A 25,437-nucleotide genomic window follows, 5' to 3' on the forward strand; every position below is an offset into this window, starting at 1 on the left:
GTTTATAGTCGTGAGAGCTACCAAGAAGCTAACGGTGATCAGTAAAATGAAGTCTGCGACTTTTGAGCGACAGAAAATAGTCAATATTAGATATAGCTTATTAAACAGAGACCTTACGGAATCGCGAGAACAATCTCGCTGCATGAATTTATGCGGAAACGTTCGGACCTCCTGGGCCCAGCCGATCCCATCGGGCGGAGGTGAGTTTCGCCTCTACGGGGGCGATGAGGCGCTAGGCTGCCCCTTGGGCGACCCTCACTATCCTGCAAGAAGTGATTCTGTAATCGACTCCCACTCTGCGTCTAGCTTGCCAGTTGCCACAGGCTGCCCGGCGCGGCGGTACCAGTAGGCTGCATTAGAAAGGTCGCCTTCTTTGCGGTGCAGATAGGCATGAACCCATACAGAGGCCGGATCAGATTCGTTGGCCTGCACACACTCATGCGCCCGCTCCCAATCGCCCTGTCTATCCCACCATAGAGCGTGGAGCGCCATCCCAAGATTCGCCGGGGGCTCTACACCCTGAAGGGTCGCACGGAACTCGTCGATGTCCATAGTTACCTCGCCTCTGGCTACGCCGGTCCTGTCCCGTTCCGTGCAACGAAATGCGCCCTCTGCCGGTGATTTGCTCTGTCGACTTTAGCAATGGCTCTGGCGATCTTTAGCGGAAACGGGGTTTTCGCTCGGCAAAGGCCGCATCAAGGGCTTCCAATTGACGAATGCTCGTCGCCGGGCTGCTTCGTGCTTCTAAGCTTCATGGACGGCAGAAGCTGCCACGGAAGCCAAAGGCGCTTCCAAGCTCCATGTTATGCCATGCGGACCGTGTTCGAGAATTCCCTGCCCACTAACCGCTGCGGGCGCGACCCGCTTCAGCACCACGGTTCCAAAGCCACCTTGTCCGACAGTCTGAACCTGCGGACCATCGGATTCGGCCCAGGTGAGGTGAAAGAGCCTCGAAGCACCGGAACCGGTGATGCCCCATGTGACCGAAATCCGGCCCTTGTCCCCTGAGAGCACGCCGTATTTGGCCGAGTTGGTCGCCAGTTCGTGGAAGGCAATCCCGAGATACTGAACTGCGTTGGGACTGAGCACCAATGATGGGCCCGACATTTCGATCACATCCCCCCGCGGGAAAGGCTCGACCTGGGCCGCCAAGAGGTCGCTGATCGTGGCACCCTTCCAATCCGCCGAAACAAGCAGGTCGTGAGATCGCGACAACGCCATGATGCGCTCGCGCACCTGGGTTTCAAAGTGTTTTGGCGTCTCCGATCGCTTGTTGGTCTCCCGGATCATCGACAGGATGACCGAATACTGGTTTTTCACCCGGTGGTTGACCTCGCGCATCAGCATGCGGATGCGGTATTCATTCTCCTTCGCCGACGTGATGTCTCGCGCTATCTTCGATGCGCCGGTGATCTGCCCGGTTGCGTTACGCACGGGCGATATCGTCAGCGAAACCGGAACCAGGCTGCCATCCTTGCGCAGGCGGGTCGTTTCGAATGGTTCGACGCGCTCGCCGCGGCGAATGCGTTGGAGGATGCGGGGTTCCTCGTCCTGATGGTCTTCGGGGATCAGCATGGTCACCGACCGGCCAATCGCTTCGTCGGCGGTATAGCCGAAAAGCCGTTCGGCGCCGTGGTTCCAGCTTTTTATGATGGTGTTGAGATCCTTGCTGACGATCGCGTCAAATGAGGATTCCACGATCGCTGACAGGTGCTGCCTGGTTTCTTCGGCACGCTGGCGGTCCGTCAGGTCCAGCAGCATGTTGACGGCGCCAATCAGAGCGCCGTGCTCGTCCCGCAGCGGTGTCGGGTAGGGCAGGAACGGAAAAAACGATCCATCGGGACGCTGCGCAACAGCTTGCTGATTGCGGACCGGCCTGTTCTCCTTGAGCGCGATGGCCATCGGGCATTCATCGTGCGGCAATTCCTTGCCGTCGGCACTGAACAGCTTGAACGTCACACACCATTTATCCTTGCCGACCTCAGGCTCCCTGCCTGCCAGATCGGCCGCGGCGCGGTTGTAGTAGGTGATCGTCCCATCCTGATCGGTCGTGTAGATGGCGACGGGTAGGCCGTCGAGTATCTGGTGATAGGTACTGTCATGCTGCCTGAGCTCCGAGCGGGTGTGCACCAAGTCGGTTACATCGACCGTGAAGCACCGGGTGTTGATCAGCTTGCCGTCCCGGAAATGTCCGCTTGAGGTGACTTCGACGTGCTTGATCGATCCATCGCTGGCCCTCAATCGCGCCGGATATCTTACGATCTTCTCGCCATTGGCAAGGCGACCCAAAATGTCCTCTATGACGTCCCGGTCGGGATAGAACTCGGCGATGTGGCAACCGAGGTAGTCCTCTGCGGGATAGCCGAGAAGGTCGAGCTCAGCCTGGTTGGCATGCACGATTACGCCGTCTGCGTTCACCAGATGGAGGGCAACGGCGCCGTTTTCGAAGAAATCCTTGTAATCGAAATCCAGACCGTCATTGCTGGACACCCCCGGGTTTTCGAAGGCGACAACATTCGCCTGTGTTGCTTCATGCATCCCAAACACCTTGTCCAGTCCAACCAAATATAATGCGGCTTGGATCAGTTGGTTCCCATTGCTCGCGGTCTCGACCCGCTGCGTACGGGAACCGGACCCTAAAAGGGTCGTAGCCTCGACTCGTCTTCCATCTACAAACGTGCGATCATCCGCGCATGGGCAAACCCTTGGTCCTTGTCGTCGACGACGAAGCCTTGATAGCACTGGATATGGAGTCCACTCTTTCGGAGGCGGGCTTTGCCGTGGCATTGGCGGCGACATGTTCCCAGGCGAAACGTTTTCTTGCGGACCATACCCCCGCCGCAGCGATCCTGGACGTAAGGCTGTCGGACGGCGAGGCTGTTGACGCGGCAAAAACCTTGGCAGGGCGGGCGGTTCCTTTCATCGTCTATTCCGGCCTGGGGCTCGAGGAAACCCCCGAAGCGTTCTCGTCCGGCGTAAGAGTGATGAAACCCGCCGGACCTGCAGAGGTGGTCCGGGCTCTCAAAGCGATGACCGCCGGGCAGCAGAAGGCGACGGGATAGCCGTGCTCTGAGCACCTTCGGTCTAAACTAGCCAGGCGCTGCCGGAGCAGCTGCCGTGCCTCACGGAGCAGCGAATTGCGGCCGGTGCCGATCAGGCGAACAAGGTCGCGCGCTTGATCCTCGGTGATGCCGGTCTCTTTGGCAGTTGACAGCACCAGTGCTTCATTCCCTTCCACTTTCTTAGGGTTGTGCTCGTCCTTGCCCGTGCTGATCATGCCTTCTCCATCGGCTCAACGCCAGGATCTGAGACTCATTCTTCGACGCACGGTCAACCTCGCTGTGCCGCGTTTGAGCGACAGAGATAGCGGCTCAATTATTGCGTTGCCAGAAACGATCCTGGCAACAGCCAAGTGGCCGGGTCCGTTCGTACGATAAAGCGCCCCGCGCAGGGACGGCGCCAGCATGGGCCAGATCGACCAGACAGATTGACCGGTCCTATGCCTCTCCGAAATCGGTTTCGTTTCTTGACGTCGGTTGCCGCTCGTAGTCAACGGGCGGCGGCAGGAGCATGATTTCGGTCTCCTTGCGGCCGAACTCTCGGCCGATCTGGAACGCCGCGTAGATCGCGCCGAGGCGGATAAGGAATCTAAGCATGGGGGTTCTCCTTCGATGTTAGGAACCGCAAGGCCGCGAGATTGTTCCATGGTTTGCGAGTGGGGACGATCTTGCCGTCGCACCAGGCATTCCAGCGCCGGCGCGGCAATCTGAGACATGGCGGTGCGGCTAGGCTGTTGCGGCCGTTGCCTGGGCCGGGATCCGTTTTCGAGGGGCCGGACGGCGTCGATCGCGGCGTTTCGAAACGACTTTGAGGGGAACGGCCGGCGCTGGAGAAAGTGCGCCAAGCACAGCGTTGACCATGCCGTGCGCTACGAAATCGGCGCTGATGTCGGCGGCCAAAGCTTGCCTTTCTTGCCCGACATCGCCCTGCTCCGCGTCTGACCAGAACACAATCCCAATTCTCAAACCTGCCTTGGCGCGCTTCAGTCTCCGGACCAGAAAGCGGGCATGCTTGAGCGAATCCCGGTTCAGGAAACCGACCACGACGGTGTCGATCGCCTCTAGTTCGAGACGACGAATACCTGCCGGCTCCATATCGACAAAACTGGCCTTCGCCACCGTAGCACCTTGCACCTCCAGCACCTGAGCGAGCATGGCGGCAGCGGCATCGTCGAGTTCGCCGCGACCGCCGGCACAAAGCACCGACATGTCCTTGCCGTCGGGCAGCTCGATCTCTTCCTCTTCGACGCCATCTGTTTCCCTGCTCGCGCTCCCTTCCGCGGTGGTTGCCGGCGCATCTTCCTCGCTTGCCTCTTCCTGTGCATCGTCGGCAAGATTTGCCACAAGAATTTGGGCGCTCGCCGCCACCTGCCTTCGCTGTTGATCGCCCATCACGCCACGCATGCGGTCCTGCTCGCCCAACAGGAGAGCAGGAATGGCGACAGTGTCGTAGAAATCGATCAGGTACTTCTCCTCGAGGATCTCCTCGGCATGGTCAGTGGCCTCGTCGGGATCGCCGGCCAGGAGCCGTTGATAGAGCCGGGCGTGAGATTCAAGGACGGGCTCGTTGCCAAACAGGACGTCGAGAAATTCGAACTGCGGAACATGTCGCCCGAGGACGACGAGGCAAACTGTCAGCGGCGTCGAAAGGACCAGGCCGAGCGGCCCCCACAACCATGTCCAGAAAATTGCCGCAACGATGATTGCCAAAGGAGAAAGTCCCGTGCGCGAGCCATAGAGCCACGGTTCGATGACGTTGCCGGTTACCAATTCCATGACGACAAACAGTGCAGCGGTCCACAGCACCAGCGACCAGCCGGGCGCAACCGCCAAGGCCAGAAACAAGGGCAGCAGCATGCCGATAACAGGGCCGATATAGGGAACGAAGCGCAGCGCCAGTGCCAGCAACCCCCACAGCAGCGCGTTGGGAATGCCGAGCACCCAAAGGCCAATTGCGATTGGTATCGCGTAGACGATATTGACCACCAATTGCATGATCAGATAGCGGCCAACCCGTTTGCCGGCATCCTGCAATGCCTGCGTTGTGCGATGGAGGTCGCCATAGCCGACGAGGCGGATAAACCGGTCGCGCAGATCCTCGCGCTCAAGCAACATGAAGATGACGACGATGATGATCAGGCCAGCTGATGCCAGCGGGCTGATCAACGGTCCGATGATGTTCTGCAATACCTCCAGAGGTCTCTCGCGGGCGACGATCTCGACGGGAACAGGCTCGCGCCGGGGCTTGTCGGCCGCAGGCGGCGCCACATCCTGCTTGTCGATCTCCTGACCGACACGCTCGATCACCCCGCTCAGCCTGGCAATTATGCCGCCACCAACGCCCGTCTCCTTGAGGGAACGTACCTTGGTCAGAATGTTTGTCTGGTAGACGGAAATGTTCTGAGCAAGCTCGCTTACCTGGGTCGCAACAATGAAGCTGAACAGGCCCAGGGCCGCGAATGCGCCAATCACGCTCAGAAGCACTGCGGGCAGCCGAGGCAAGCCGACACGCTTCAGTGCGGAGACCATCGGCACCAGCGCAAAGGTCAAAAGCAGCGCGATGGCAATGGGAAGGAACACCTCACGACCGAAATACAGCGCAGCTACTGTCGTGACGATGGTTGCCACGGTAGGCAGAGCTGTGCGCGGATGGGCATTGCCTGCCGCAAGAATCCGTCCTAGCCCTCGCTCGGACGATGAGATGTCGTTTCGACGATTGGCAGCCACGTGATTCCCCCCGTTTCCTAGCGATAGTTAGACCCATTCGCCTGCCGGGCAATGTTTAGCAGGGCCGAATACATACGTTTTGCGGTTTTGCGCCCTGGGCGCTGTGCTCTGACGGTTCAGTCGATATCGTCGGAGCCGCAAATCTGTGGTAAAGCCGCCGCCCAACCAACCAAAGGACGACATCTGTGAGCGAACCGACTGTGGCTGAAGCGACCGAAAGTATCTATGCCTCGCTGCGGGCGGACAATGCCGACATCGACGCCCATATCGCGGAGCTCAAGGCTGCGCTGACACGAGAGGGCGCAAAACAGGCGGTGTTCAATCCGGCCAAATTGGCCCAGAACAACCGCTCGGGCCGTAAGTTGATGCAGGCTTATTTTCGCCAGCGCGGCGTGAGCGTCAGGTTTTCGGACCAGTAGCGCGCGGCAGCTTGGGGGAACCGCGTCTCGACGGACGGTCCGTATCTCGCCCGCTCCGCCCTGCGGTGGACTTTCGTCAATCCTAGATCGAATGGCCGCCTTGCCCTGCCCAGGTCGGTGTCACCCCCTGCCCCTGCAGCTCTTGACGGAAACCGGTGCCTCCTGTTTGAGGTGGACCAGGACGTTTGCTGCATGGGGAGATGGGCAAGGGTGGGCAAACAGTGAAGCGCGTTCTTCAGATGCTTGCCGCGGCGATCATCGCGTCCGGGGCGACCGGCTGCACGAGCATTTCCTACTACGCGCAGTCGTTGCAGGGTCACACGCAGATCATGGCCGCGCGCAGGAATGTCGGGAAACTCATCCTTGACCCTTCGACGCCCGAGGCATTGCGCGCGAAATTGACGTCGGCCAGCGCGATAAGACGGTTTGCGACGGATGAACTGGCATTGCCCGAGAACAGCAGCTACCGCAGCTATGTCGACATCCATCGCGATGCCGTGACCTGGGCCGTTTTTGCCGCGCCGCAATTCTCGCTTGCGCCACGAACATGGTGCTTTCCGGTTTTCGGCTGCGTTCCATACCGGGGTTATTTCTCCCGGAAATCCGCGGCTGAAAGCGCTGTCGAGCTTCAAAGACAAGGCCTCGACGTCTATGTCTCGGGCGTCACCGCCTATTCCACGCTTGGCTGGTCGAGTGACCCGCTGCTGAGCACCATGCTGCGTCAGGACGACACCTATCTCGCAAGCCTTGTTTTTCATGAACTGGCGCATCAGCGGCTTTATGTGGATGGCGATTCCGCATTCAACGAGGCATTCGCCGTTGCCGTCGAAACCAGCGGCGTCAGGAAATGGCTGCGCGCCGCCGGCGACTGGGCCGGATTGCGCCGATACGAAGCCGACCGCAAACGCAGCGCCGATTTTCTCGGACTGGTGGCGAGGACGCGCGACGAGTTAAGGCAGGTCTATGGTAGTCCCCGTACCCCGGAGCAGATGGCGACTGCCAAGGCAGCCGCGATCGAGAGGATGCGGGCGCGCTATCGGCGGATGCGCGACAGGCACTGGGCGGGATACCGGGGATACGACGCCTGGTTCGCTGCCCCGATCAACAACGCCAAGCTCGCCGCAACTTCTGTCTACGGTGAACAGGTTCCGGCCTTTCTTCGCTTGTTCGACCTGTGTTCCGGCGACTATCCGAGGTTTTACGCTTCTGTCCGGCGGATCGCGGATTTGCCCAAATCGTCCCGCGCCGAAGCGCTCAAGGCTGCGGGCACATGCAATTGACTTGAACAAGCACAGGCAGGTCCTGACGATCACCCCAGCGACAGTTCCTTCGTCTGGTGTCTCAAAACGAGGCCGACCGCGCCCAGCAAGGCATCGTTCTCGGTGTGCTTGCCAACGATGATGCGCGTGCGCAGGGCGGGAGCGATATCGCGGGACTTGATCAGCGTATGGCGTTCATAGGACGCGATCAGCGGCGTCAACAGAATGTCCCCTGCCAAAGCCATGTGGCCGCCGATGATGATAAGCGGCGGATTGAGCACCGAGCCGATCAGGCCGAGACCCCGGCCGGCGATCTCGGCGGTATCCTCGATCATCCGCAACGCCCTGACGTCGCCCTGCTCGGCCATGGCGATGACATCGTCCATGGTGACTTGCCGCCCAACGACACGCGAAATCTGTTCCAGCGGTCGGGTAAAACTCGCGTAGAGCTCCAGGCACCCGCGATTGCCGCAGCGGCAAAGGTCGCCGCCGGGATCGATGCTGATGTGCCCGAATTCGCCGGCGCCGCCGGCGACGCCCGTCACCAGCCGGCCATGCTGGACAATGGCCCCGCCGACACCCAGATCGATCTTGAACAGCACGAAATCGTCCTGGCCGACGGCCGCACCCCACATCAGCTCGGCAATGGCCGCGCAGTTGCTCTCGTTGTCGGCGAAGATCGGCTGTTCCAGAACGGGTCCGAACACATCTCGTATGTTGACGCCGGCCCATGTTGGAACCATGCTTGCGCGCAGCACCACTCCATCGCGGCTGACAGGGCCGGAGACGGAGACACCAACCCCCAGGAGCCCCGCCATCGGCAGACCATTTTCCCTGTAGGATTGGGCAATCGCCGATTTGACCGCCTGGGCCGCCTGTTGCGGCTGGTAGTCCAGCGCCATTGGAATATTTTGTTCGGCAATGACGGAATGCGAGACATCGGCGACGATGAGCCGTATCTGCTGAAGAGCCAGGTGAATGCCGACGCAGGTGCCCGCTGTCGGATTGAGCGTCACCGCCGCGGCTGGCCTGCCGATGCCTCTGATGCCGTCGCGGCTGGTCGGGGCTTCGATCACCATTCCAGACTTTTTCAAGCCGTTAAGCGCGGTTGACACCGTCGAGCGCGCCAGACCGGTGGCGCGTGCGATCTGCAACGCCGAGAGTGCGCCGCGCTCGCTCAGGCAGCGCACGATCATGCTCTCCGGCGACGCGGAGGGTCTGTCGATCAGCCAGGTTCTAAGCGAAGGTTTTGTCATAGCTCAACATAAACATCGTTGACTGATAGCTCCAATATGTCATCTTGGAAAGAACTCGAGATTGACGCATCTCGCCGGCGGCGGCTTCAAACCGCGGCCATAAGCGGTCGAGACGAACCGTGCAACACGATATGGGAGTGAAACGATGAAGTCCGTCATGACCGCGCTTGCGGCCGCTGCTGCGTGCACATTTTTCGCCGGGGCAGCCTTCGCCGAACCCAAGACCAACCTTTTGCACCAGTGGGCGACCGGATCGGACGCCCAGGCGATCGCCAAGCTCGGCGAGATGTTCACGGCCAAGGGCGGCAAATGGGAACAGACCTCGATCGCCGGCCACACCGCCAATACGCTGGCCAAGCTGCGCGCCGACGTGATCGCCGGCAATGCCCCGCCTGCCGTGCAGCTCAAGGGCCCTGAGATCGCCGAATGGAACGAGACCGGCATGACCGCCGATCTCGACGAGTTGGCGGCCTCGGAAGGGTGGGAGAAAGTGGTGGCGCCGGAATTGCTTCCGGTGATGAAGCCGACCGGCAAATGGGTCGCCGCGCCCATGAACATCCACCGCATCAACTGGCTCTGGGCCTCGCCCAAGGTCATGCAGGCGGCCGGCGTGGCGGAAATGCCGAAGACCTGGGCCGAGTTCAATGCGGCCTGCGACAAGATCGTCGCCACAGGCAAGATCTGCATCTCGCATTCGACCGCCGACTGGACGGATTCGACGGTGTTCGAGGTCGTGCTCTACGGCCAGGACATCGATCTCTACCGCAAGGCCTTCGTCGAAGGCGATGTCGAGTCCATGCGCAGCCCGGGGATGGTCAAGGCCTTCACGCAGATGCGCCTGATGACGAGCAAGTACATGGATCCGGGCATGGTCGGCCGCGACTGGGATTCGATGTCCGCGCTCGTCGGCAAGGGCGACGCGGCGTTCCACATCATGGGTGACTGGACGATCGGCCTTTTGACCGCCGCCGGTTTCAAGGAAGGCACCGACTATGTCTGCGCCCAGGCGCCGACCGATTGGGGCAAACCCGGCTTCATCCTCAACTCGGACTCGGTCGTGTTCTTCAAGCAGAAGGACCAGGATTTCATCGACGGCCAGAAGTTGCTGGCCAGCCTGATCCTGTCGCCCGACTTCCAGACGGTCTTCAACCAGGCCAAGGGCTCGATCCCCGCGCGCCTGGATATCGATCTGTCGAAGGGCTTCAATCCGTGCCAGCAGCTCTCCCAGAAGGATCTCCAGGCTTCGATCAAGGACGGCACGCTGGTCCGCTCGATGGCGCACAACATGACCATCCCGCAGAAGATGCGCGGCGCGATCATGGACTCCATTACCGAGTTCGTGGCGACGCCGGACATGTCGCCGGAGGATGGCGCCAATGCGATGGCCGACGCGGCGGAAGCACAGAAATAGACGGGAATGGCCGGGCGCGATGCCTATCCGCCCGGCCGTCCTCCCTTCCAGTCCCGTGCTCTGCCAATTTCCGTGCTCTGAATGTCAAATCACGACCTGATCCTGTCGGTCCCGACGCCCGCCCGCCCCTGGCGCGAGCGGCTGGGCTCCGCGATGCCCTTGCTGGTGCTCGGCCCCTCTCTCGTGGCGAGCTTCGTCTACGTCTTCGTGTTCACCGGCTGGACGCTCTATATCTCGCTGTCCAACTCCTCGCTGCTGCCGACCTACGGCTTCGTCGGCCTGGACAACTACGCGTCGCTGTGGGCGAACCGGCGCTGGAACATCGCCTACAACAACCTGTTTTTCTTCAGCGCTTTCTACATCGTCGGCTCGATGGCGGTGGGACTGCTGCTGGCGATCCTGATCGACCAGCGCGTGCGCGGCGAAGCGGCCTGGCGCACGATCTTCCTCTATCCGCTGGCCGTCTCCTTCATCGTCACCGGCACGGTCTGGAGCTGGCTCTACAATCCGACCGACGGCATCCAGGCCATGGTGCGCGGTTTCGGCTGGGCGAGCTTCAGTTTCGCACTCGCCAGCGACCGGCACTATGCGATCTACGCGGTGATCATCACCGGTGTCTGGCAGGCCTCGGGCTTTGCCATGGCGCTGTTCCTGGCCGGCCTGCGCTCGGTGGATCAGGACCTCGTCAAGGCCGCGCAGATCGACGGCGCATCGACGTTCCGCATTTATCGCAAGGTGCTTCTGCCAACCATTGCGCCGATCTTCCTGGCGGTCGCCGTCATCCAGATCCAGTTCGCCATCAAGACCTTCGACCTCGTGGCGGCCCTGACCAAAGGCGGCCCGGGGATCTCGACCACCTTCCCCGCCATCTACGTCTATGACCTGATGTTCCAACGCGGCCAGATCGGCGAAGGTGCGGCCGCCGCCATCATGATGCTTGCCGCTGTTGCCGTGGTGCTGGTGCCCTATTCATTCTGGGTGGTCTGGCGCCGGCGCAAGGAAGCCGGCCATGGCTGACGTCTCCCTGGACCAGTCGCTCGACCGTCGCGCTGCCGCAGTCGCGTCGCGCCGGCATTTTCTCACCCGCTTCGCCATCTATGGGCTGCTGGTCGTCTTCGCGGCGATCTACCTGGTCCCGTTGCTGGTCGTGGTGCTGAATTCATTCCGCGACCAGCAGGAGATCGCACGCAACGGGTTGATCTCGCTGCCGCGCAGCTTCCGCCTCGATGCCTGGGGCCAGGCCTGGAGCACCTATTGCATCGGCGGCACCTGCGAGGGCATGCAGCGCAACTTCTACAATTCCCTGAAGATGACGATCCCGGCCACGATCATCTCGACGACGGTCGGCGCGATGAACGGTTACATCCTGTCGAAATGGCGCTTCAGAGGTTCGGAAGCTTTGTTCACCTGCATGCTGCTCGGCGTCTTCATTCCGGGCCAGATTTCGTTGATGCCGTGGGCGTTCATCCTCGGCAATCTCGGCCTCAGCAATTCGGTCTACGGGCTCGTCCTCATCCACGTTATCCAGGGCATTTCGTTCACCACTTTGTTTTGCCGCAACTACTACGTCAGCATCCCCGACGACCTGATCAAGGCGGCGCGCATCGACGGCGCCGGCTTCTGGCGCATCTTCCGCAAGATCATTCTGCCGCTCTCCTCGCCGATCCTGATCGTCACGGTGATCTGGCAGTTCACCGGCATCTGGAACGAATATCTGTTCGGCGTCGTCTTCACCTCCGGGCAGCAACAGCCGATCACGGCAGCGCTCGTCGCGCTGACGGCAAGCGGCACCAATGTGCGCGCCTACGATGTCATGAGCGCCGCCGTGCTGATCGGCGCGCTGCCGCCGCTGCTGATCTATCTCTTCGGCGGCAAGTATTTCGTTCGTGGCCTGACCCAAGGGGCGATCAAGTGAGGCGCCGTCAAGTGAGGCGCGATCCAGTGAGCGGAGCCTGTCTCCTGTCGCCGATCGTCCCGTCCGCCAAGAAGGGCATCGCATGTCGACATTGACCATCCGATCGCTGCGCAAGAACTTCGGCGCGGCCGAGGTGCTGAAGGGCATCGATCTCGAAGCGCGGAACGGCGAGTTCATCGCGCTGGTCGGACCGTCCGGCTGCGGCAAGTCCACTCTGCTAGCGATGATCGCCGGGCTCGAATCTGTTACCTCCGGCGAGATCCGCATCGACGGAAGGCTGGTCAATTCGGTGCCGCCGAAGGACCGCGACATCGCCATGGTGTTCCAGTCCTACGCGCTCTACCCGACGATGACGGTGCGCGAGAACATCACCTTCGGCATGGAAAGCCGCCGCGTCCCGAAGCCGCAGCAGGACGAGGCCGTCAGTCGAGTTGCTGCCTTCCTGCAGATCGAACCGCTGCTTGGCCGCAAGCCCGGACAGCTCTCGGGCGGCCAGCGCCAGCGCGTCGCCATGGGCCGGGCGCTCGTGCGTGATCCCAAACTGTTCCTGTTCGACGAGCCGCTTTCCAATCTCGATGCCAAGCTGCGGGTCGACATGCGCACCGAAATCAAGAAGCTGCATCACCGCGTCGGCAAGACCACGGTTTACGTCACCCACGACCAGGTCGAGGCGATGACGCTGGCGTCGCGCATCGCCGTGATGCATCAGGGCGAGGTCCAGCAATTCGACGATCCGGCCACGATCTACAACCGTCCGGCCAACATGTTCGTCGCCGGCTTCATGGGCTCGCCGGCGATGAATTTTTTGGCCGCGGAACTGAGCCAGGAAGGCGGTCGCGCCACTGTTGTGTTGCAGACCGCCGACGGCAAGACGGCCAGCCTGCCGATGGTCCAGGCGCTCCCATCCGACACGCCGCGACAGCTCGTGCTCGGCATCCGTCCCGAGCATATCTACCGCTTCGATCCCGACCTTGCGCGCCGCAAGCCGGGCATCGCGCAGATCAATGCAGTGGTCGAACTGGTCGAGCCGACAGGCGCGGAGACCATGGCCGTCCTGCGCCTGGGCGGCAAGGAGATCACCGGCCGTTTCGACCCCGACGGCACGCCGCTTATGGGCGAGACGGTGACGCTCGGCATCGACATGGCGCGGGCGTGCCTGTTCGACCCGACGACCCAACGCCTGATCTGACCCGATCTGACCGAAGCTTGATCTGAAAAGAGTTCCGCCTTGTCCTTCGCCACCTATCCGAGCCTGTCCGAGCGTGTCGTGCTGATCACCGGCGGTGCGTCGGGCATCGGCGCCGACACGGTCCGCGCCTTCGCCGCCAATGGCGCACGAGTGGCGTTTCTTGATCTGCAGCAGGAGGCCGGCGAGCAGCTTGCCCGCGACCTCGCCGCCACGGCAGCGCATCCGCCCCTGTTCCTGCGCTGCGACGTGACCGATATCCCTGCGCTGCAGGCCGCGATCGGCACGGTGCGCGACCGCCTAGGGCCTGTCGCGGTGCTGGTCAACAACGCCGCCGATGACAATCGCCTCTCCGTCGCCGACGTGACGCAGGAATATTGGGACCACGCCCAGGATGTGAACCTCAGGCACCACTTCTTTGCCGCTCAGGCCGTGCATCCGCACATGAAGGAAGTGGGCTTTGGTTCGATCGTCAATTTTTCCTCGATCGCCTGGCGTTTCGGCGCGTCAGAGATGGCGCCCTATGCGGCGGCCAAGGCTGCGGTGGTCGGGCTGACCTTCGCGCTGGCGCGGGCGTTTGGCCCCGACAACATCCGCGTCAACGCCATCGAGCCGGGCGCCGTCATCACCGACCGGCAGCGGGAGCTTTGGTACAAGACCCAAGGTTCGGTCGACCAGGTCGTGCAGCGCCAGGTGATCCGCAAGGTTCTGCTCGGCGAGGAGATCGCGCGCACGGTGCTGTTCCTCGCCGCCGACGACAGCCGCATGATCACCAAGCAGTCGATCACCGTGGATGCCGGCCTGAGATGACCACACCTGACTCAAAGGATCGCTTCATGCTCGAGGTCGGCCTGAACCCCTACGGCCTGACCTATCATCTCGGCCTCCAGGGCCGCGGCACGCCACGCGCCAATCCTAGACCTGCGGGGCTCGAAGGTTTCATCGCGCTCGCGACCGATCTCGGCGCGCGCGTGCTGGAGATCTGGGTGCCATGGCTGAGCGAGCTTTCCGACGACGCGGTGATCGCGCTGCGCGAACGGCTCGCCGGCCTTGGCATCACGCCGGTCGTCAGCGGCGGCCTGCTGGTGGGCGAACCGCTCGACGATGCGTTTCGGGCCGCGCGCCTGCTCAAGGCCAAAATCATCCGGACGGCGCTGACGCCGGTTCTCTGCGGCGACCGCAACGCCGCCGGCGCAAAATGGAGCGAGTACGTCGGCATCATTCGGGGGCGATTGGTGGAATGGGGTCCCCGCGCGAATACCGAAGGGTATGTCCTTGCGATCGAAAACCACCAGGACTTTACCAGCCGGGAACTCGTCGATTTCTGCGCCCTCGGTGGTGACAGTGTGGGCGTGACCTTCGACACCGGCAACACGTTCCCGGTCGGCGAAGCGCCGCTCGATTTTACGAAGGTGATCGCCCCCTATGTCCGCCATGTCCACCTCAAGGATTACCGCGTGCAGTTCACGACCGAAGGTTACCGGCTGATCCGCTGCGCCATCGGTGACGGTGCTGTGCCGTTCGCCGAGCTGTTTGCAATTCTTGCCCAGCACCATGATCGCCTGACCGCCGTCCTCGAACCGGGCGCATTGGAGGCGCGGCATGTCCGCTATCTCAGCGACGACTGGTGGCGCGGCTATCCGCAGAAGACGGCACGCGAATTTGCCGCCTGCCTGGCGGCCGCGCAGCGCAACCGGCTGCCCGACGATGCCGACTACCGCACGCCTTGGGAGCGCGAAGCCGACGTCTCACTGGTTTCCTATGAGCTCGACATGATCCGGCGCAGCGCCGCCAACATGCGCAAACTGATGGAGAATATCCGATGACGGCACGTGAACTCGATGGATTGACCGCCTTCGTAACCGGCTCCGGCCGTGGCCTCGGCCGCGTGATGGCCGAGCGCCTGGCCGAACTCGGCGCCAATGTCGCGATCCACGACATGGACGAGGAAGCGCCGGCGAAGTACGGCGAGTTCGCCAATCTCGGCGAAGTGGTCGAGCGCCTGAAGCGGCACGGCACGAAGGTCACGTCGGTGACCGGCAACATTGGCGACCAGAAGGCGGTGGCCGAGATGAAGCGCAGGATCGAGGCCGATCTCGGCGACGTCCATGTGCTGGTCAATTGCGCTGGCGGCGACATCGGCGCCAAGGGCGGCAAGCCGAACCCGAACAACGCCCTCGACATCGAACTGGACGACATCCGCGTGCTCACCGAGAACAATCTGATCGGCACGATGCTGGTCTGCCAGGCCTTCGTGCCGCCGATGAAGCAGCGCGGCGGCGGCTCCGTCATCAACATCGCCTCCGCGGCGGCACATCTCGGCTGCTCGCCCGAGGTCGTTTACTCCACCTTGAAGGCCGCGGTCGTGCATTACACGCGCTGTCTCGCCAAGGAACTGATCGACGACGGCGTGCGCATCAACGCGGTCAGCCCAGGCGCCACGAAGACGGCACGCTTCCAGGCGACCCGCACGGTCGATCCGGAGCGCATGGATTCGAGCAAGAAGTCGCTGAACCGCTATGCCGAGCCGGAGGAGATCGCCGAGGCGGTGGCCTTTCTAGCCGGCCCCCGCGCACGATTTATCAATGGGCAGGTGCTCCGCGTCGATGGCGGGTTTACGATCTTTCCGGGGTGATGGCGGGGTGCCTCGGATTTCAATTTCGGGGCCGAAAGCGGAAGGTCCGTTTTCGGGATTCCTGGGTTAAATTGCCCCCTCACGCCTCGAGCTTTTCGCAGCGTCAAAACGGCTGTGGAGGGATTGGCAGGCTATACCGCTGACGAAGCGCACATGTGACGCACCGAGGATAAGTAACCCCGCTTGGTCACGAGGGCGCTGCCGACCGGTTGGTCGAAACTGGCGCTGGTACTCGCTATTCACGAACTTGCCGATCACCCTGACGAGGTCCACTAAGCAATGGTGAACGTCATTTCTGAAGTCGCAAGCAACTCGGCCGCCCTACTCCATTGAGGTCAGCCATGCCTTCGCGGAGCCGACGCAATCTCTGCTGGAGCCTGCATGCTTCTTCAGGCGCAAGCGCTGTGTCTCAGTGCGGCATGAATCCTTTTCTCAGCCAAGCCAATATCTTGCTCCCATTGAGGACCCTGCGGACACGCCCGGCGGCCCAGCCAGCCTGCATGGTGGCGCCGGTGTGGCAACTGCAGACGATCTCATGCAACTGCCAATCGGAGAGTTCGAAGAAGCGTCTGGCTTCCCCGTAGGTATCCGATTGCATGCCCGACGCACGCAGCAGTGGATCGTCAAAGGCGACACTGATCGCCGATCCGACCGCGCGCGCTTCTCCGCGGACAGAGGGATGCAGATGCTCAGTCCCGGTGAGAGCCACAAGGGAGCGCGTCGGATTTCGATAGAGCAGTTCCGCCCACCGCTCTATCCGTTGCGTCCTTGTAGCCAGCAGAGCCGGCGATAGTGGACTGATGTCCGCGACTGACTGGAGTTGATCGAGTGTCTGGTGCTTCATGACTGCCTCCTGTTGGTCGTTCCAATCCCAAGGCCTTTGCTGCAGGATTGGCTCACACGCTAAGCCGCCTCGTAAAGGAGCGGCGGCCGATCAGGTGTTGCCACCAATCGCCCACAGGCACCACGCGGCGGCATCTGCAGCGACCCCAACTGCATTCCTTCGCCAATGTTCCAGCGGGATGAAAAAAACTGTGCGGCCGGCCGACCCGACGGACCCGGCTGGCGCACGCAGGATCCTGAACTGCTGGACGATGATGACGCAGGCCTGGAAAGGCGGCTAGGTTGGACCTTGCTTTTCAGGCTTGACCATGATGTTTCACTACCCGCTCGGTCATCGCGGGAAGGCCAGGAGCAGAGCCGCTGGCGGCAACGATGAGTTGCGGACGAGGTCGGGCGGTGGAGGACGACGCCCTTGGGCCGCCAGGTCACTGAAGGACCAACCGAAGCGGCGCTTCGGGCGAGGAACGGCGGCAAGGCCTCTTTGACCGGCATGGGGCGCATTGCTGACCGGCAGATTTTGGGCCGACAGCAGACCCTCTGCTGCTTGGGTACCCAGCACGCAAGCTGACATGTGAGACCTCGGCGCGAAGGCCGGGACCAGGCCCTCTCCAGGTTCGCATGTTGGCGCTGAAGCGCCTTATCGTTCAGCCTCGCGGCACATAGATCATATGAACCGTATCGTCATCGATCAATGTGCTCGACACCAGTTGCAGCGCAGGCCTTGCCTCGTGGAAGAAAGGCTTGCCTTTGCCGAGCACGAACGGCCTCACGTGCAGGTGATACTCCTCGATCAGCCCCAGCCTGGTCATAAGGCCGGCCAGTTCCGGACCGGAAACGCTCAGGGTACCCTCCGTGCGGGCCGCGATCTCGCGAATCTGCGCTTCAATATCGCCGGAGATGAGGGTGGCGTTCGGGCCGACCCGTGAAAGTGTGCGCGAAACGACCCATTTGGGCAGCTTGCGCCAGAGTGTCGCGAACTGGCGAAGCGAAGCATCCCATTCCGCGTGATCATCGTCCCAATAGCGCATGACCTCGTACATCCGGCGGCCATACACAGCGCCGGCATGGTTGCGAATCGTCTCGATCCAGTACTCGAAGTGCTTCTGGCTTGGTGCGCCCATGACCAGATTTCCGGCAAGGTCATCGACATAGCCATCGATGGAAACGTTCATTCCCAAGATAAGTTTGGCCATAAGCAGCGCCTTCGCATAGTCGGTTCACGGATTAACCGCTTGTAATTTGCAAGCAGTCAGACGCTATAGCAACTGATTGCAAATCGCAAGCAGCATGGAAGAAGCGTTCGTGCCGCAAACGAGCCCTGCCTTGTCCCATCAACCCTGCACTTGAACAGCTGGGTGATCCGTCCCGGCTACCGCCATCTAGGCCTGCCTTCCCGAATCAAGCTGCACCCCAAGTCGCTCGTTCCGTCTCCACCGCACCACGGCGCGATAGCTGGTATGATCGACCGGCACGTGAAGCACGAAACGGTCGGGGATTGCGATATCGGCCTTCACCCGTAGCTCCGCGCCATGGGCGTGCTGGTTGCAAACCAGACAATTGATACTGGCGTCGCCAACGCGGATTGTCGCTTCCTTCAGAACAAGATCACGGATAAGCGACCGTCGCTCTATCGGTGGGTCAGCCGGCATTGCCTTATCCCTCTGATTTGACGACCTGAAACTCTTCTGAACCCGGAATGGAAAGCGCACTACCGGCCCAGCGGTTGCCTCGAAAGACTGACGAGCTCGGCTTCGTCGACCACGCCGGCCATATAGTTCGCGATAATCCGGGATGCGATGGCGTCGCGTGCTTCCGGCGATTGACCGTCGCGCTTAAGCTGCTCGAATACACGGCCCAACAGCTCGAGTTCGGATGGCTGCAAAACGCCGGCCTCGGTGGCTTTGCGTCGAATGGGCATTTGTGATCCTCCACTGCGGTCAACAACATACGACCGCGGCAGGGAAACTCAACTCACCTGTCGAGGGCGCCACGCAGGCGGCGGCGACCACAAATCCCGTTTACCCGAGCGGGGAGTTTTTCACTCAAAGCCACAGTGATCTGGCGTCCATACAAAGCCCGCCGGCAAAACCGGCGGGCGCAATAGTCATAAGATACGCCACTAGAACCAGCTTCGGTCGCGTTCCTGGCTTTGCCCGAGCAGCATGCCGATCAACAACCCGGCAATGCCGCCAAGCACGAAAGCGCTGCTGATGGTGCCGGGATTTTGCTGGACGGCTTCGGACACCGTCTGCGCCTGCGATCTCAGCTGCTGCGTTGCCCGTGCCGCGCGCTCGGTCGCGCTGCCGTACCAGCCGCCGGCTTCGCCGACGGCATCTTCTGCGCGCTCGGCAAGCGTCCGGTTGATCTTGCTGATCTCGCGCCTCAGCGATGCGACCTGCTTCTCCAGGGACTCCTGGGCCTCTCGGGCGGAAATCTTCGGGGTGTCCTTGGGGGTGTCCTTCGCGGTGTCCTTCGGGGTGTCGTTCTCGGCCATGGCTGTTCCTTTCGTTGAGGCAGGGGGAACGGCCAACGGACAAGGATGGTTCCGCTGCCTGCGCTCACAGTCATTCACCCGGCCGGCCGCCAACTTTGGGAACACTCTCCCGATCCAACGGTTGTGGTTGACGGAGGGCACGCATTTGTCGAATCGATCGAGCCATGCTGAAACGCTGCGGACGGTCTCCGATCTGCTACACCGCGCCCGCCGTGTCATTCGCGACGGCGGCCATGCCGCGGCGATGTTCGAAATAGACACGCTGCTGCAGGTCGCCCAGACAGAGGTTGCGCGCCGCCTCGAACGCAACGATCGCTGAACCTCGATAGTTCACCGCGGGCGGTGTTCACTTGCCGGCGGCGAAGGGCCTCGTTTCCCTTTTTGATCGACTTGCAAGGCGCCCATCGAGCGGGTCGCCGTCCTCAGCGTCGGCATGGCAAAGGCGCAAAAAGCCGCTGACGAGGGGCCATCATCGCGGCATCGACCCTCCCGGCTATAACGCTTGGGCGGCGGAACAAAGCTTGGCCGCACTGGTTAGGCTCACAGCACGATGTGTGCCCCAACGAGGATTTCTGTCCATGAAAACACGTGTTCTTCTAGCTTCGCTGGCCACCGCCACAGCCATGATGTTCGCCCTGCCCGCCTTCGCCGCCGACAGCGCTCAGGACTTTGTCGACAAGGCCGCCATCGGCGGCCTGTTCGAAGTGGATTCCAGCAAGATCGCCGAGGGCAAGGCCCAGGATCAAGGCGTCAAGGATTTCGCCAAGCGGATGATCGACGATCACGGCGCCGCCAACGCCAAGCTTGCGACCATCGCCGGCGAACAGAAGCTGAAAGTCCCGACGGAGCTGGACGCCAAGCACAAGGCCGATCTGGAGGCTCTGCAGAATGCCAACGATGCCGTCGACAAGCCCTATGTCCAGATGCAGCGCGATGCGCATTCGGAGGCGGTCACGCTGTTCGAGAGCTATGCCAAGGACGGCGACAACGCGCAGCTGAAGACCTTCGCCTCCGAGACCTTGCCGACGCTCAAAATGCATCAGGAAATGGTCGAGAAGATCGCTTCCGCCGACAATGCATCGTCGACCACCAGCTCCACCACCCCGGCCGTGAGCACGACCGACACCACCAATCCGGCCGCCCCGGTCCCGGGTGCCAACAGCTTCACCGAGGATCAGGCGAAGAGCCGCATTCAGGATGCCGGCTTCTCCGGCGTGTCCAAGCTGACCAAAGACGACCAGGGCATCTGGCGCGGTCAGGCCACCAAGGATGGCAAGACCACGACCGTGGCGCTCGATTATCAGGGCAACGTCGTTGCCGGCGCCAACTGAACCTCTGAACCAGATCGAGGAGATCAAGACCATGAAAACCGTAACCGGACTTTTCGACAACTACGATGATGCCTCCGATGCCGTCGGCGAACTGGAGGCAATCGGCGTGCCGCAGGCCGACATCAGCATCGTCGCCAACAATTCGGACGACTGGTACGACGATGGCGACACCTCCAACGCCGCCGAGGATGCAGCGGGCGGCGCCGGTCTCGGAGCCGTCATTGGCGGCGCCGGCGGGCTTCTGACAGGGCTCGGCATCATGGCCATTCCGGGCGTCGGTCCGGTCGTGGCCGCAGGATGGCTGGCCGCCACCGCGGTCGGCGCCGTTGGCGGCGCGGTCGTCGGTGGCGCTGCCGGCGGCATCGTCGGGGCGCTGACCGAGTCAGGCGTCCCCGAAAGGGATGCGCATGTCTATGCGGAGGGCGTTCGCCGCGGTGGCACGATGGTGACCGCCAGGGTCAGTGACGAACTCGCCGATGAGGCCGAGCGTATTCTTGGCGAGTCCAACTCGGTCGATCTGCAAGACCGCCGACGCGCCTATGAAGCCGGTGGCTGGACCGGCTTCGATGCCAATGCCGACCCCTACACCGACATCGAGGCCGAGCGCGACAGAACGCGCAACGCCAGCCCACTCTGATCATCGAGCCCCGTCGCCGTACGGCGGCGGGGCCGAAGGTGCTGTCGGCGCACTGCAAGCGACGTTCAGATTCGGCCATAAGGGGCGGGTTCTCATCGGACCTGCCCCTTTTCGCTGTTGCCTTGGCTTGACCGGCTCTCGCCGTGTTAACGTCGAACCAACGAACCCAGCCCCAGGAAGGCATGAGCCCCTCCCCGCAACTGATTGCCGAATGGCCGTTGTCGCCGTCAGCGACACTCGGGTCCGCCGTGCGCTCCAAGGGGATCGAACGTGAAGTCAGAGCCCGGCTGCCATGGGCAGTCAGGAAGCACGTCAAGGCCGAGACGGGCCGCATCGCATTGCGAATGTCGAGATCCGAAGCGGAAGCGTTCAAGGCCGCCTCTGCCAGTATCTCCAAAACACTGGAGGGAGTGGAAGCGCTGCCTGTGCTTCCACGCGAGGTCGAGGATATCCTTACGATCTCTTCGCGCGAGCGCCACAAATGGCGCAAGGACGGTCGGCTGCAAAGCACCGGCACACGCACCGTCAAGATGCGTGGGCGATCAAAGTCTGTCACCTTCCACGTTTTCGACCCGCGCCACATCGAGGACGTCCTGGACCGCGATTTGGCAACAGTCTGGAGAGAGCAGGATGTCCAGGCGGTCGCCGAGAACAGGCGGCGCGGCGCGGGCAAGGCCGCGTTGACGCGCGCGGGAAAAGGCACCGGGCAGGCACGCACTGCGAGGAAGGCCCGGAACACGGACGGCCCGCCGCCCGGATTGAAGGGCTGGGATGCGTTCGAGGACGAAGGCCTGCTGCGATAATGATGCTGGCGCTTGCCCTTGTATTTTGGGCGTGTGCGGGGCGAGCCTCAGCCTCAGCGCATCAATCCCGCTGCCCGCAGCGCGTCCTCGATGACCTTGGTAATCCCGCCCGCCGGACCGCCTGGCGGATTGACAGGCTCCGGGGCCGGATCGACACGGACAGCTCGCGGTTTTTCCTTTGGCGAGAAAGGCTGCAATGCAGTGCCTGAAGCGGCCTCGGCTTTCGCCGTGCGTCGTACCTCTGGCTTCGTCAGCCCCCAGAAACGGGCGATGTGGCGCGTCGAGGAAATCCCGGCATCCAGCATGAACGGCCCTGCTTTGCCGAGAGCATTGTCGCCGCTCGCCTGCAATGGCGTGCCATGGCCCATGCCGGCAATGCTGTATGCCTCGACCACGTCGCGGCCTTTGCCATCGGACCAGACTTTGCGGCTCTGACCGTCGACCTTTTCCGTGCGTGTCGGCGCTTGAGCGAGGCCGTGCACGCCCTGCCATTGCGCCAGCACCGCGCCGGCATTGGAAGGCACCACGGTCGTGTCGGCCGAGCCCTGCCAGATCGAAATCCTCGGCCACGGCCCCTTGTGCGGCGAAGCCTCCCGCAACAGACGCTGCAGGTCGGTTCTGGACGGGCCGCCATGGCCACGCATGCGGTCGAAGGCTTCGGGGATGGTCGAGGCGCTGCCATAGGCAAGCCCGGCAATGATCGCGCCACCGGCAAACACGTCCGGGTAGGTCGCCAACATCACCGCCGCCATGGCGCCGCCGGCGGAAAGGCCGGTGACGAATATCCGCTTGCGGTCGAGACCGTGAGTGACCACGGCCGCCTCGATCATCTGGCGGATGGACAGCGCCTCGCCGCTGTCGCGGCTTATATCGCCTGGCACGAACCAGTTGAAGCAAAGATTGGCGTTGTTGGCGCGCTGCTGCTCGGGAAAAAGCACGGCAAAACCCTGATCGGCAGCAAGTTCGGTCCAGCCGGAGCCATGATCGTACGCGGCCGCAGTCTGGGTACAGCCATGCAGCACCACGACCAGCGCCGCCTGCTTCGGCAGGTTTTCAGGACGATAAAACCGCGCGCGCAAGGCGCCCGGATTGGACCCGAACCCTGTCATCTCGGACAGGTGGTCGTCCTTGCTCTGTCCTGTACCGGCTGGCCGGCCGCGCATCGCGCTCAGCCGGGCGATCGTATCGGATATGTCTCGCAAATCGGTATCCTTGCGCGCCGGAATGGGCAGACTCGTGCACACAACGCACACGCAGCAATATCGTTGCTGCACTGCACAATAACAAGCGGCGCGGTCGGTTAAATGACCGGTGGATCACAGGAGCCGCTGCACAGCTTGTAACGACGAGCGCAATTGCGCCCGGCTGACCTCTGGTCGGTCAGCCGGTCGAGGCCGGCAGGCGCCGGGTTACCAGCGCTGATGCACGTAGGGCTTGATGTTCTCGTCGTAGACCGCCCTCACCTTGGCCATCAACTCGGAGGACAACGGCGCGAGCTCCGCCGCTTCCGCATTGGAAACCGCCTGCGCCGGATTGCGGGCGCCGGGGATGACGACCGTCACCGCGTCGAACATCAGGATCCAGTGCAGAGCGAATTTCGCCATCGTGGTGTCGCCTGACACCAGCGGCCGCACCTTCTCGACCGCCGCCAGCCCGACCTCATAGGGCACGCCCGAAAACGTCTCGCCGACATCGAAGGCTTCGCCATTCCTGTTGAACAGGCGATGGTCGGTGGTCTCGAACTTGGTGTCCGCCCTGAACTTGCCGGACAACAGGCCGCTGGCCAGCGGCACGCGGGCGATGACGGCGACATCGTTCTTTTTCGCCTGGTCGAAGAACAGCTCGGCCGGGCGCTGGCGAAAGGCGTTGAAGATGATCTGCACGCTGACGACACCGGGATATTGCATCGCCTTCAGCGCCTCTTCGACACGCTCGACGCTGACGCCGTAGTTGCGGATCTTGCCCTGCTCGGTGAGCTTGTCGAGACGCTCGAACACCTCCGGATGATAGTAGAGATCCGTCGAGGGGCAATGCAGCTGCACCAGGTCGAGCGTGTCGGTCTCGAGGTATGTCAGGCTGCGGTCGATCCAGCTGTTGAGGTTCTCGACGCTGTAGCCTTCGACGCTCTGCTTCGGCAGCCGCCGTCCGGCCTTGGTGGCGATGAACGGGCGCGCGCCGCCGCGTTCCTTCATCACCCGTGCGATCAGCTTTTCCGAACGGCCGTCGCCATAGACGTCGGCGGTGTCGAGGAAGCTGACGCCGGCATCGAGCCCAGCATGCAGGGCGGCGACTGCATCGTCGTCATTGACCTCGCCCCAGGCGGCGCCGATTGCCCAGGCGCCGAAGCCGATCTCGCTGACTGATCTGCCGGAACGGCCAAATTTCCGTGAATGCATCTCGCTGTTCCTGACTTGCGGCCTCGCCGGCAATGCCGGCTCCATGATTGCGATTTTTCAGGGAGCCTCATACCGCATGGCAACGTGATTGACATCCCTCTTCCCTGGCTTTACCAAATTACAGGGTTGTATGACAACCGGGTAAGACTGCAACAGTTGGAGCCGGGAGGAACATGTCGCTGATGCGCGAACTCTATCTCCGCGGGGTCGCCGGATGAGCAGTCCGTCAACCGTGGTTGGCCCCCTAATCGTGAACAGCCTTGTTGCGCAGATCCTCGAAGCGGGCATAGCTTTTGGTCAGATGGCTGCGCATGGCGCGCCGCGCGGCATTGACGTCCCTGGCTTCGATTGCCCCGAGAATGGCGCGATGCTCGCGCTGCATGCGGTCGAGATATTTTTCCCGCTCGGCCTCCGTCATGCGGTCGAGCCGCGTCCAATGGCGCGGGACCATGGCGCTGCCGAACGTGTCGAACAGCCGGGTGAAATTCGGGTTCTGCGTCGCCGCCAGAATGGCGCGGTGGAAGCCGAAATCCTCTTCCGAGCCGGAGCCGCCGGCGCGCACCGCCGCGTCCAGCGCGTCGAGCCGCGCGCTCATCTGTTGAAGCGCCGCCTCGCTGCGCCGTTCGGCGGCGAGACCGGTCGCTTCCACCTCGATGCCCATGCGCAGTTCGAGCACGCGCAGCACCTCGTCGATCGATTCGAGATCGTCGGGCAGCACGGAAAACGTCTTCGGCGGCGGATCCTTGGCGACAAAGGCGCCGAGCCCCTGGCGCGTGGTAATCAGCCCGCGCGCGCGCAGCGCCGCCAGCGCCTCGCGCACCACGGTGCGGCTGACACCGGTGGCAGCGACAATCTCCTGCTCGGTCGGCAGCCGCTGCCCCGGCGCAAGGTCACCGGATTCGATCTGCGCAATCAGCGTGTTGACCAGACCCGTCCGCAGGTTGGGCGCCTGCGGTATGGCGTCGAAAGTCATGGGCTCCGCCATCGGTGGCACTCCGGTTCGATTCTTGTTCGAAGGCCGAATCTTATTCAAAGAATTGCATCGACGGGTGCTCGCCGCAAGGTG

At 62.4% G+C, this 25,437-nt stretch carries 26 protein-coding genes; 14 read left to right on the top strand and 12 right to left on the bottom strand.

The features are described 5' to 3' along the window. Positions 1 to 258 precede the first annotated feature (258 nt). On the bottom strand, positions 259 to 552 hold the full coding sequence (locus tag NKJ18_RS03290) for a hypothetical protein (protein WP_023704064.1): 294 nt from the start codon (positions 550 to 552) through the stop codon (positions 259 to 261). Positions 553 to 744: 192 nt separating this feature from the next. Beyond that, entirely contained in the window at positions 745 to 2,538 is a 1,794-nt protein-coding gene (locus NKJ18_RS03295) for a PAS domain S-box protein (RefSeq protein WP_352521459.1), read from the bottom strand. A gap of 155 nt (positions 2,539 to 2,693) precedes the next feature. Between NKJ18_RS03295 and NKJ18_RS03300 the strand changes: the two genes are divergently transcribed. Then, positions 2,694 to 3,062, top strand: coding sequence for a response regulator (locus NKJ18_RS03300; protein WP_023671108.1), 369 nt, complete (start codon positions 2,694 to 2,696; stop codon positions 3,060 to 3,062). A gap of 435 nt (positions 3,063 to 3,497) precedes the next feature. Here NKJ18_RS03300 and NKJ18_RS03305 read toward each other — a convergent pair whose 3' ends face one another. Continuing rightward, positions 3,498 to 3,656: a hypothetical protein gene (locus NKJ18_RS03305; protein ID WP_023671107.1), complete on the bottom strand. Its 159-nt coding sequence runs from the start codon at positions 3,654 to 3,656 to the stop codon at positions 3,498 to 3,500. Between the two features lie 129 nt (positions 3,657 to 3,785). Next, the gene (locus NKJ18_RS03310) at positions 3,786 to 5,786 is read right to left on the bottom strand and encodes an AI-2E family transporter (protein WP_023686481.1); all 2,001 of its coding nucleotides are present in this window, start codon (positions 5,784 to 5,786) and stop codon (positions 3,786 to 3,788) included. 185 nt (positions 5,787 to 5,971) lie between these two features. Between NKJ18_RS03310 and NKJ18_RS03315 the strand changes: the two genes are divergently transcribed. Both NKJ18_RS03315 and NKJ18_RS03320 read left to right on the top strand, forming a co-directional pair. Further along, positions 5,972 to 6,205 carry a hypothetical protein gene (locus NKJ18_RS03315; RefSeq protein WP_023683168.1) on the top strand — a complete coding sequence of 78 codons (234 nt, stop codon included), beginning with the start codon at positions 5,972 to 5,974 and terminating at the stop codon, positions 6,203 to 6,205. 239 nt (positions 6,206 to 6,444) lie between these two features. Next, positions 6,445 to 7,485: an aminopeptidase gene (locus tag NKJ18_RS03320; protein ID WP_502906153.1), complete on the top strand. Its 1,041-nt coding sequence runs from the start codon at positions 6,445 to 6,447 to the stop codon at positions 7,483 to 7,485. Positions 7,486 to 7,514: 29 nt separating this feature from the next. Here NKJ18_RS03320 and NKJ18_RS03325 read toward each other — a convergent pair whose 3' ends face one another. Continuing rightward, positions 7,515 to 8,660, bottom strand: a complete 1,146-nt coding sequence (locus tag NKJ18_RS03325) for an ROK family transcriptional regulator (RefSeq protein WP_023807226.1) — start codon at positions 8,658 to 8,660, stop codon at positions 7,515 to 7,517. A 205-nt stretch (positions 8,661 to 8,865) separates the two neighbouring features. On the opposite strand from NKJ18_RS03325, the gene NKJ18_RS03330 reads away from it, so the two are divergent. From NKJ18_RS03330 to NKJ18_RS03360, 7 genes are all read left to right on the top strand, one after another. Continuing rightward, entirely contained in the window at positions 8,866 to 10,131 is a 1,266-nt protein-coding gene (locus tag NKJ18_RS03330; RefSeq protein ID WP_352757797.1) for an ABC transporter substrate-binding protein, read from the top strand. 81 nt (positions 10,132 to 10,212) lie between these two features. Beyond that, complete coding sequence (locus NKJ18_RS03335; protein ID WP_352510350.1) at positions 10,213 to 11,148, top strand: carbohydrate ABC transporter permease; 936 nt, start codon at positions 10,213 to 10,215, stop codon at positions 11,146 to 11,148. Then, complete coding sequence (locus tag NKJ18_RS03340) at positions 11,141 to 12,046, top strand: carbohydrate ABC transporter permease (protein WP_352757798.1); 906 nt, start codon at positions 11,141 to 11,143, stop codon at positions 12,044 to 12,046. Before NKJ18_RS03335 ends, NKJ18_RS03340 begins: the two co-directional genes overlap by 8 nt. Positions 12,047 to 12,128: 82 nt before the next feature. Next, positions 12,129 to 13,235, top strand: coding sequence for an ABC transporter ATP-binding protein (locus tag NKJ18_RS03345; protein WP_023751365.1), 1,107 nt, complete (start codon positions 12,129 to 12,131; stop codon positions 13,233 to 13,235). Positions 13,236 to 13,274: 39 nt separating this feature from the next. Next, complete coding sequence (locus tag NKJ18_RS03350; protein ID WP_023740891.1) at positions 13,275 to 14,042, top strand: SDR family NAD(P)-dependent oxidoreductase; 768 nt, start codon at positions 13,275 to 13,277, stop codon at positions 14,040 to 14,042. A gap of 26 nt (positions 14,043 to 14,068) precedes the next feature. Beyond that, positions 14,069 to 15,058 carry a sugar phosphate isomerase/epimerase family protein gene (locus NKJ18_RS03355; protein WP_352757799.1) on the top strand — a complete coding sequence of 330 codons (990 nt, stop codon included), beginning with the start codon at positions 14,069 to 14,071 and terminating at the stop codon, positions 15,056 to 15,058. Beyond that, positions 15,055 to 15,867, top strand: coding sequence for an SDR family NAD(P)-dependent oxidoreductase (locus NKJ18_RS03360; protein ID WP_023710874.1), 813 nt, complete (start codon positions 15,055 to 15,057; stop codon positions 15,865 to 15,867). Before NKJ18_RS03355 ends, NKJ18_RS03360 begins: the two co-directional genes overlap by 4 nt. 409 nt (positions 15,868 to 16,276) lie before the next feature. Here NKJ18_RS03360 and NKJ18_RS03365 read toward each other — a convergent pair whose 3' ends face one another. The 4 genes from NKJ18_RS03365 to NKJ18_RS03380 all read right to left on the bottom strand — a co-directional run bounded on the left by NKJ18_RS03365 (position 16,277) and on the right by NKJ18_RS03380 (position 19,204). Next, the gene (locus tag NKJ18_RS03365; protein WP_023671095.1) at positions 16,277 to 16,711 is read right to left on the bottom strand and encodes a hypothetical protein; all 435 of its coding nucleotides are present in this window, start codon (positions 16,709 to 16,711) and stop codon (positions 16,277 to 16,279) included. A 643-nt stretch (positions 16,712 to 17,354) separates the two neighbouring features. Continuing rightward, entirely contained in the window at positions 17,355 to 17,903 is a 549-nt protein-coding gene (locus NKJ18_RS03370; RefSeq protein WP_352757800.1) for a dihydrofolate reductase family protein, read from the bottom strand. Positions 17,904 to 18,418: 515 nt separating this feature from the next. Then, on the bottom strand, positions 18,419 to 18,628 hold the full coding sequence (locus NKJ18_RS03375) for a hypothetical protein (RefSeq protein WP_023671091.1): 210 nt from the start codon (positions 18,626 to 18,628) through the stop codon (positions 18,419 to 18,421). A gap of 201 nt (positions 18,629 to 18,829) precedes the next feature. Next, a complete protein-coding gene (locus NKJ18_RS03380; RefSeq protein ID WP_352757801.1) occupies positions 18,830 to 19,204 on the bottom strand; it encodes a hypothetical protein in 375 nt (124 codons plus the stop codon). 145 nt (positions 19,205 to 19,349) lie between these two features. On the opposite strand from NKJ18_RS03380, the gene NKJ18_RS03385 reads away from it, so the two are divergent. From NKJ18_RS03385 to NKJ18_RS03400, 4 genes are all read left to right on the top strand, one after another. After that, positions 19,350 to 19,523: a hypothetical protein gene (locus NKJ18_RS03385; RefSeq protein WP_155923304.1), complete on the top strand. Its 174-nt coding sequence runs from the start codon at positions 19,350 to 19,352 to the stop codon at positions 19,521 to 19,523. A 259-nt stretch (positions 19,524 to 19,782) separates the two neighbouring features. Then, on the top strand, positions 19,783 to 20,535 hold the full coding sequence (locus tag NKJ18_RS03390) for a DUF4142 domain-containing protein (protein ID WP_352757802.1): 753 nt from the start codon (positions 19,783 to 19,785) through the stop codon (positions 20,533 to 20,535). 31 nt (positions 20,536 to 20,566) lie between these two features. After that, positions 20,567 to 21,172, top strand: coding sequence for a general stress protein (locus NKJ18_RS03395; RefSeq protein WP_023704148.1), 606 nt, complete (start codon positions 20,567 to 20,569; stop codon positions 21,170 to 21,172). A 182-nt stretch (positions 21,173 to 21,354) separates the two neighbouring features. Then, positions 21,355 to 21,975: a hypothetical protein gene (locus tag NKJ18_RS03400; protein WP_031203899.1), complete on the top strand. Its 621-nt coding sequence runs from the start codon at positions 21,355 to 21,357 to the stop codon at positions 21,973 to 21,975. Positions 21,976 to 22,028: 53 nt separating this feature from the next. Here the strand turns inward: NKJ18_RS03400 and NKJ18_RS03405 are convergent, their stop codons facing one another. From NKJ18_RS03405 to NKJ18_RS03415, 3 genes are all read right to left on the bottom strand, one after another. Continuing rightward, on the bottom strand, positions 22,029 to 23,177 hold the full coding sequence (locus NKJ18_RS03405) for an extracellular catalytic domain type 1 short-chain-length polyhydroxyalkanoate depolymerase (protein WP_023833644.1): 1,149 nt from the start codon (positions 23,175 to 23,177) through the stop codon (positions 22,029 to 22,031). Between the two features lie 207 nt (positions 23,178 to 23,384). Continuing rightward, positions 23,385 to 24,371 carry an aldo/keto reductase gene (locus NKJ18_RS03410; RefSeq protein ID WP_352757803.1) on the bottom strand — a complete coding sequence of 329 codons (987 nt, stop codon included), beginning with the start codon at positions 24,369 to 24,371 and terminating at the stop codon, positions 23,385 to 23,387. A gap of 244 nt (positions 24,372 to 24,615) precedes the next feature. After that, complete coding sequence (locus NKJ18_RS03415) at positions 24,616 to 25,356, bottom strand: FadR/GntR family transcriptional regulator (RefSeq protein WP_352757804.1); 741 nt, start codon at positions 25,354 to 25,356, stop codon at positions 24,616 to 24,618. Between the last annotated feature and the right edge of the window lie 81 nt (positions 25,357 to 25,437).

This window comes from Mesorhizobium sp. M0217 (assembly GCF_040321955.1).
In the GTDB taxonomy this organism is placed as follows: Bacteria; Pseudomonadota; Alphaproteobacteria; order Rhizobiales; family Rhizobiaceae; genus Mesorhizobium.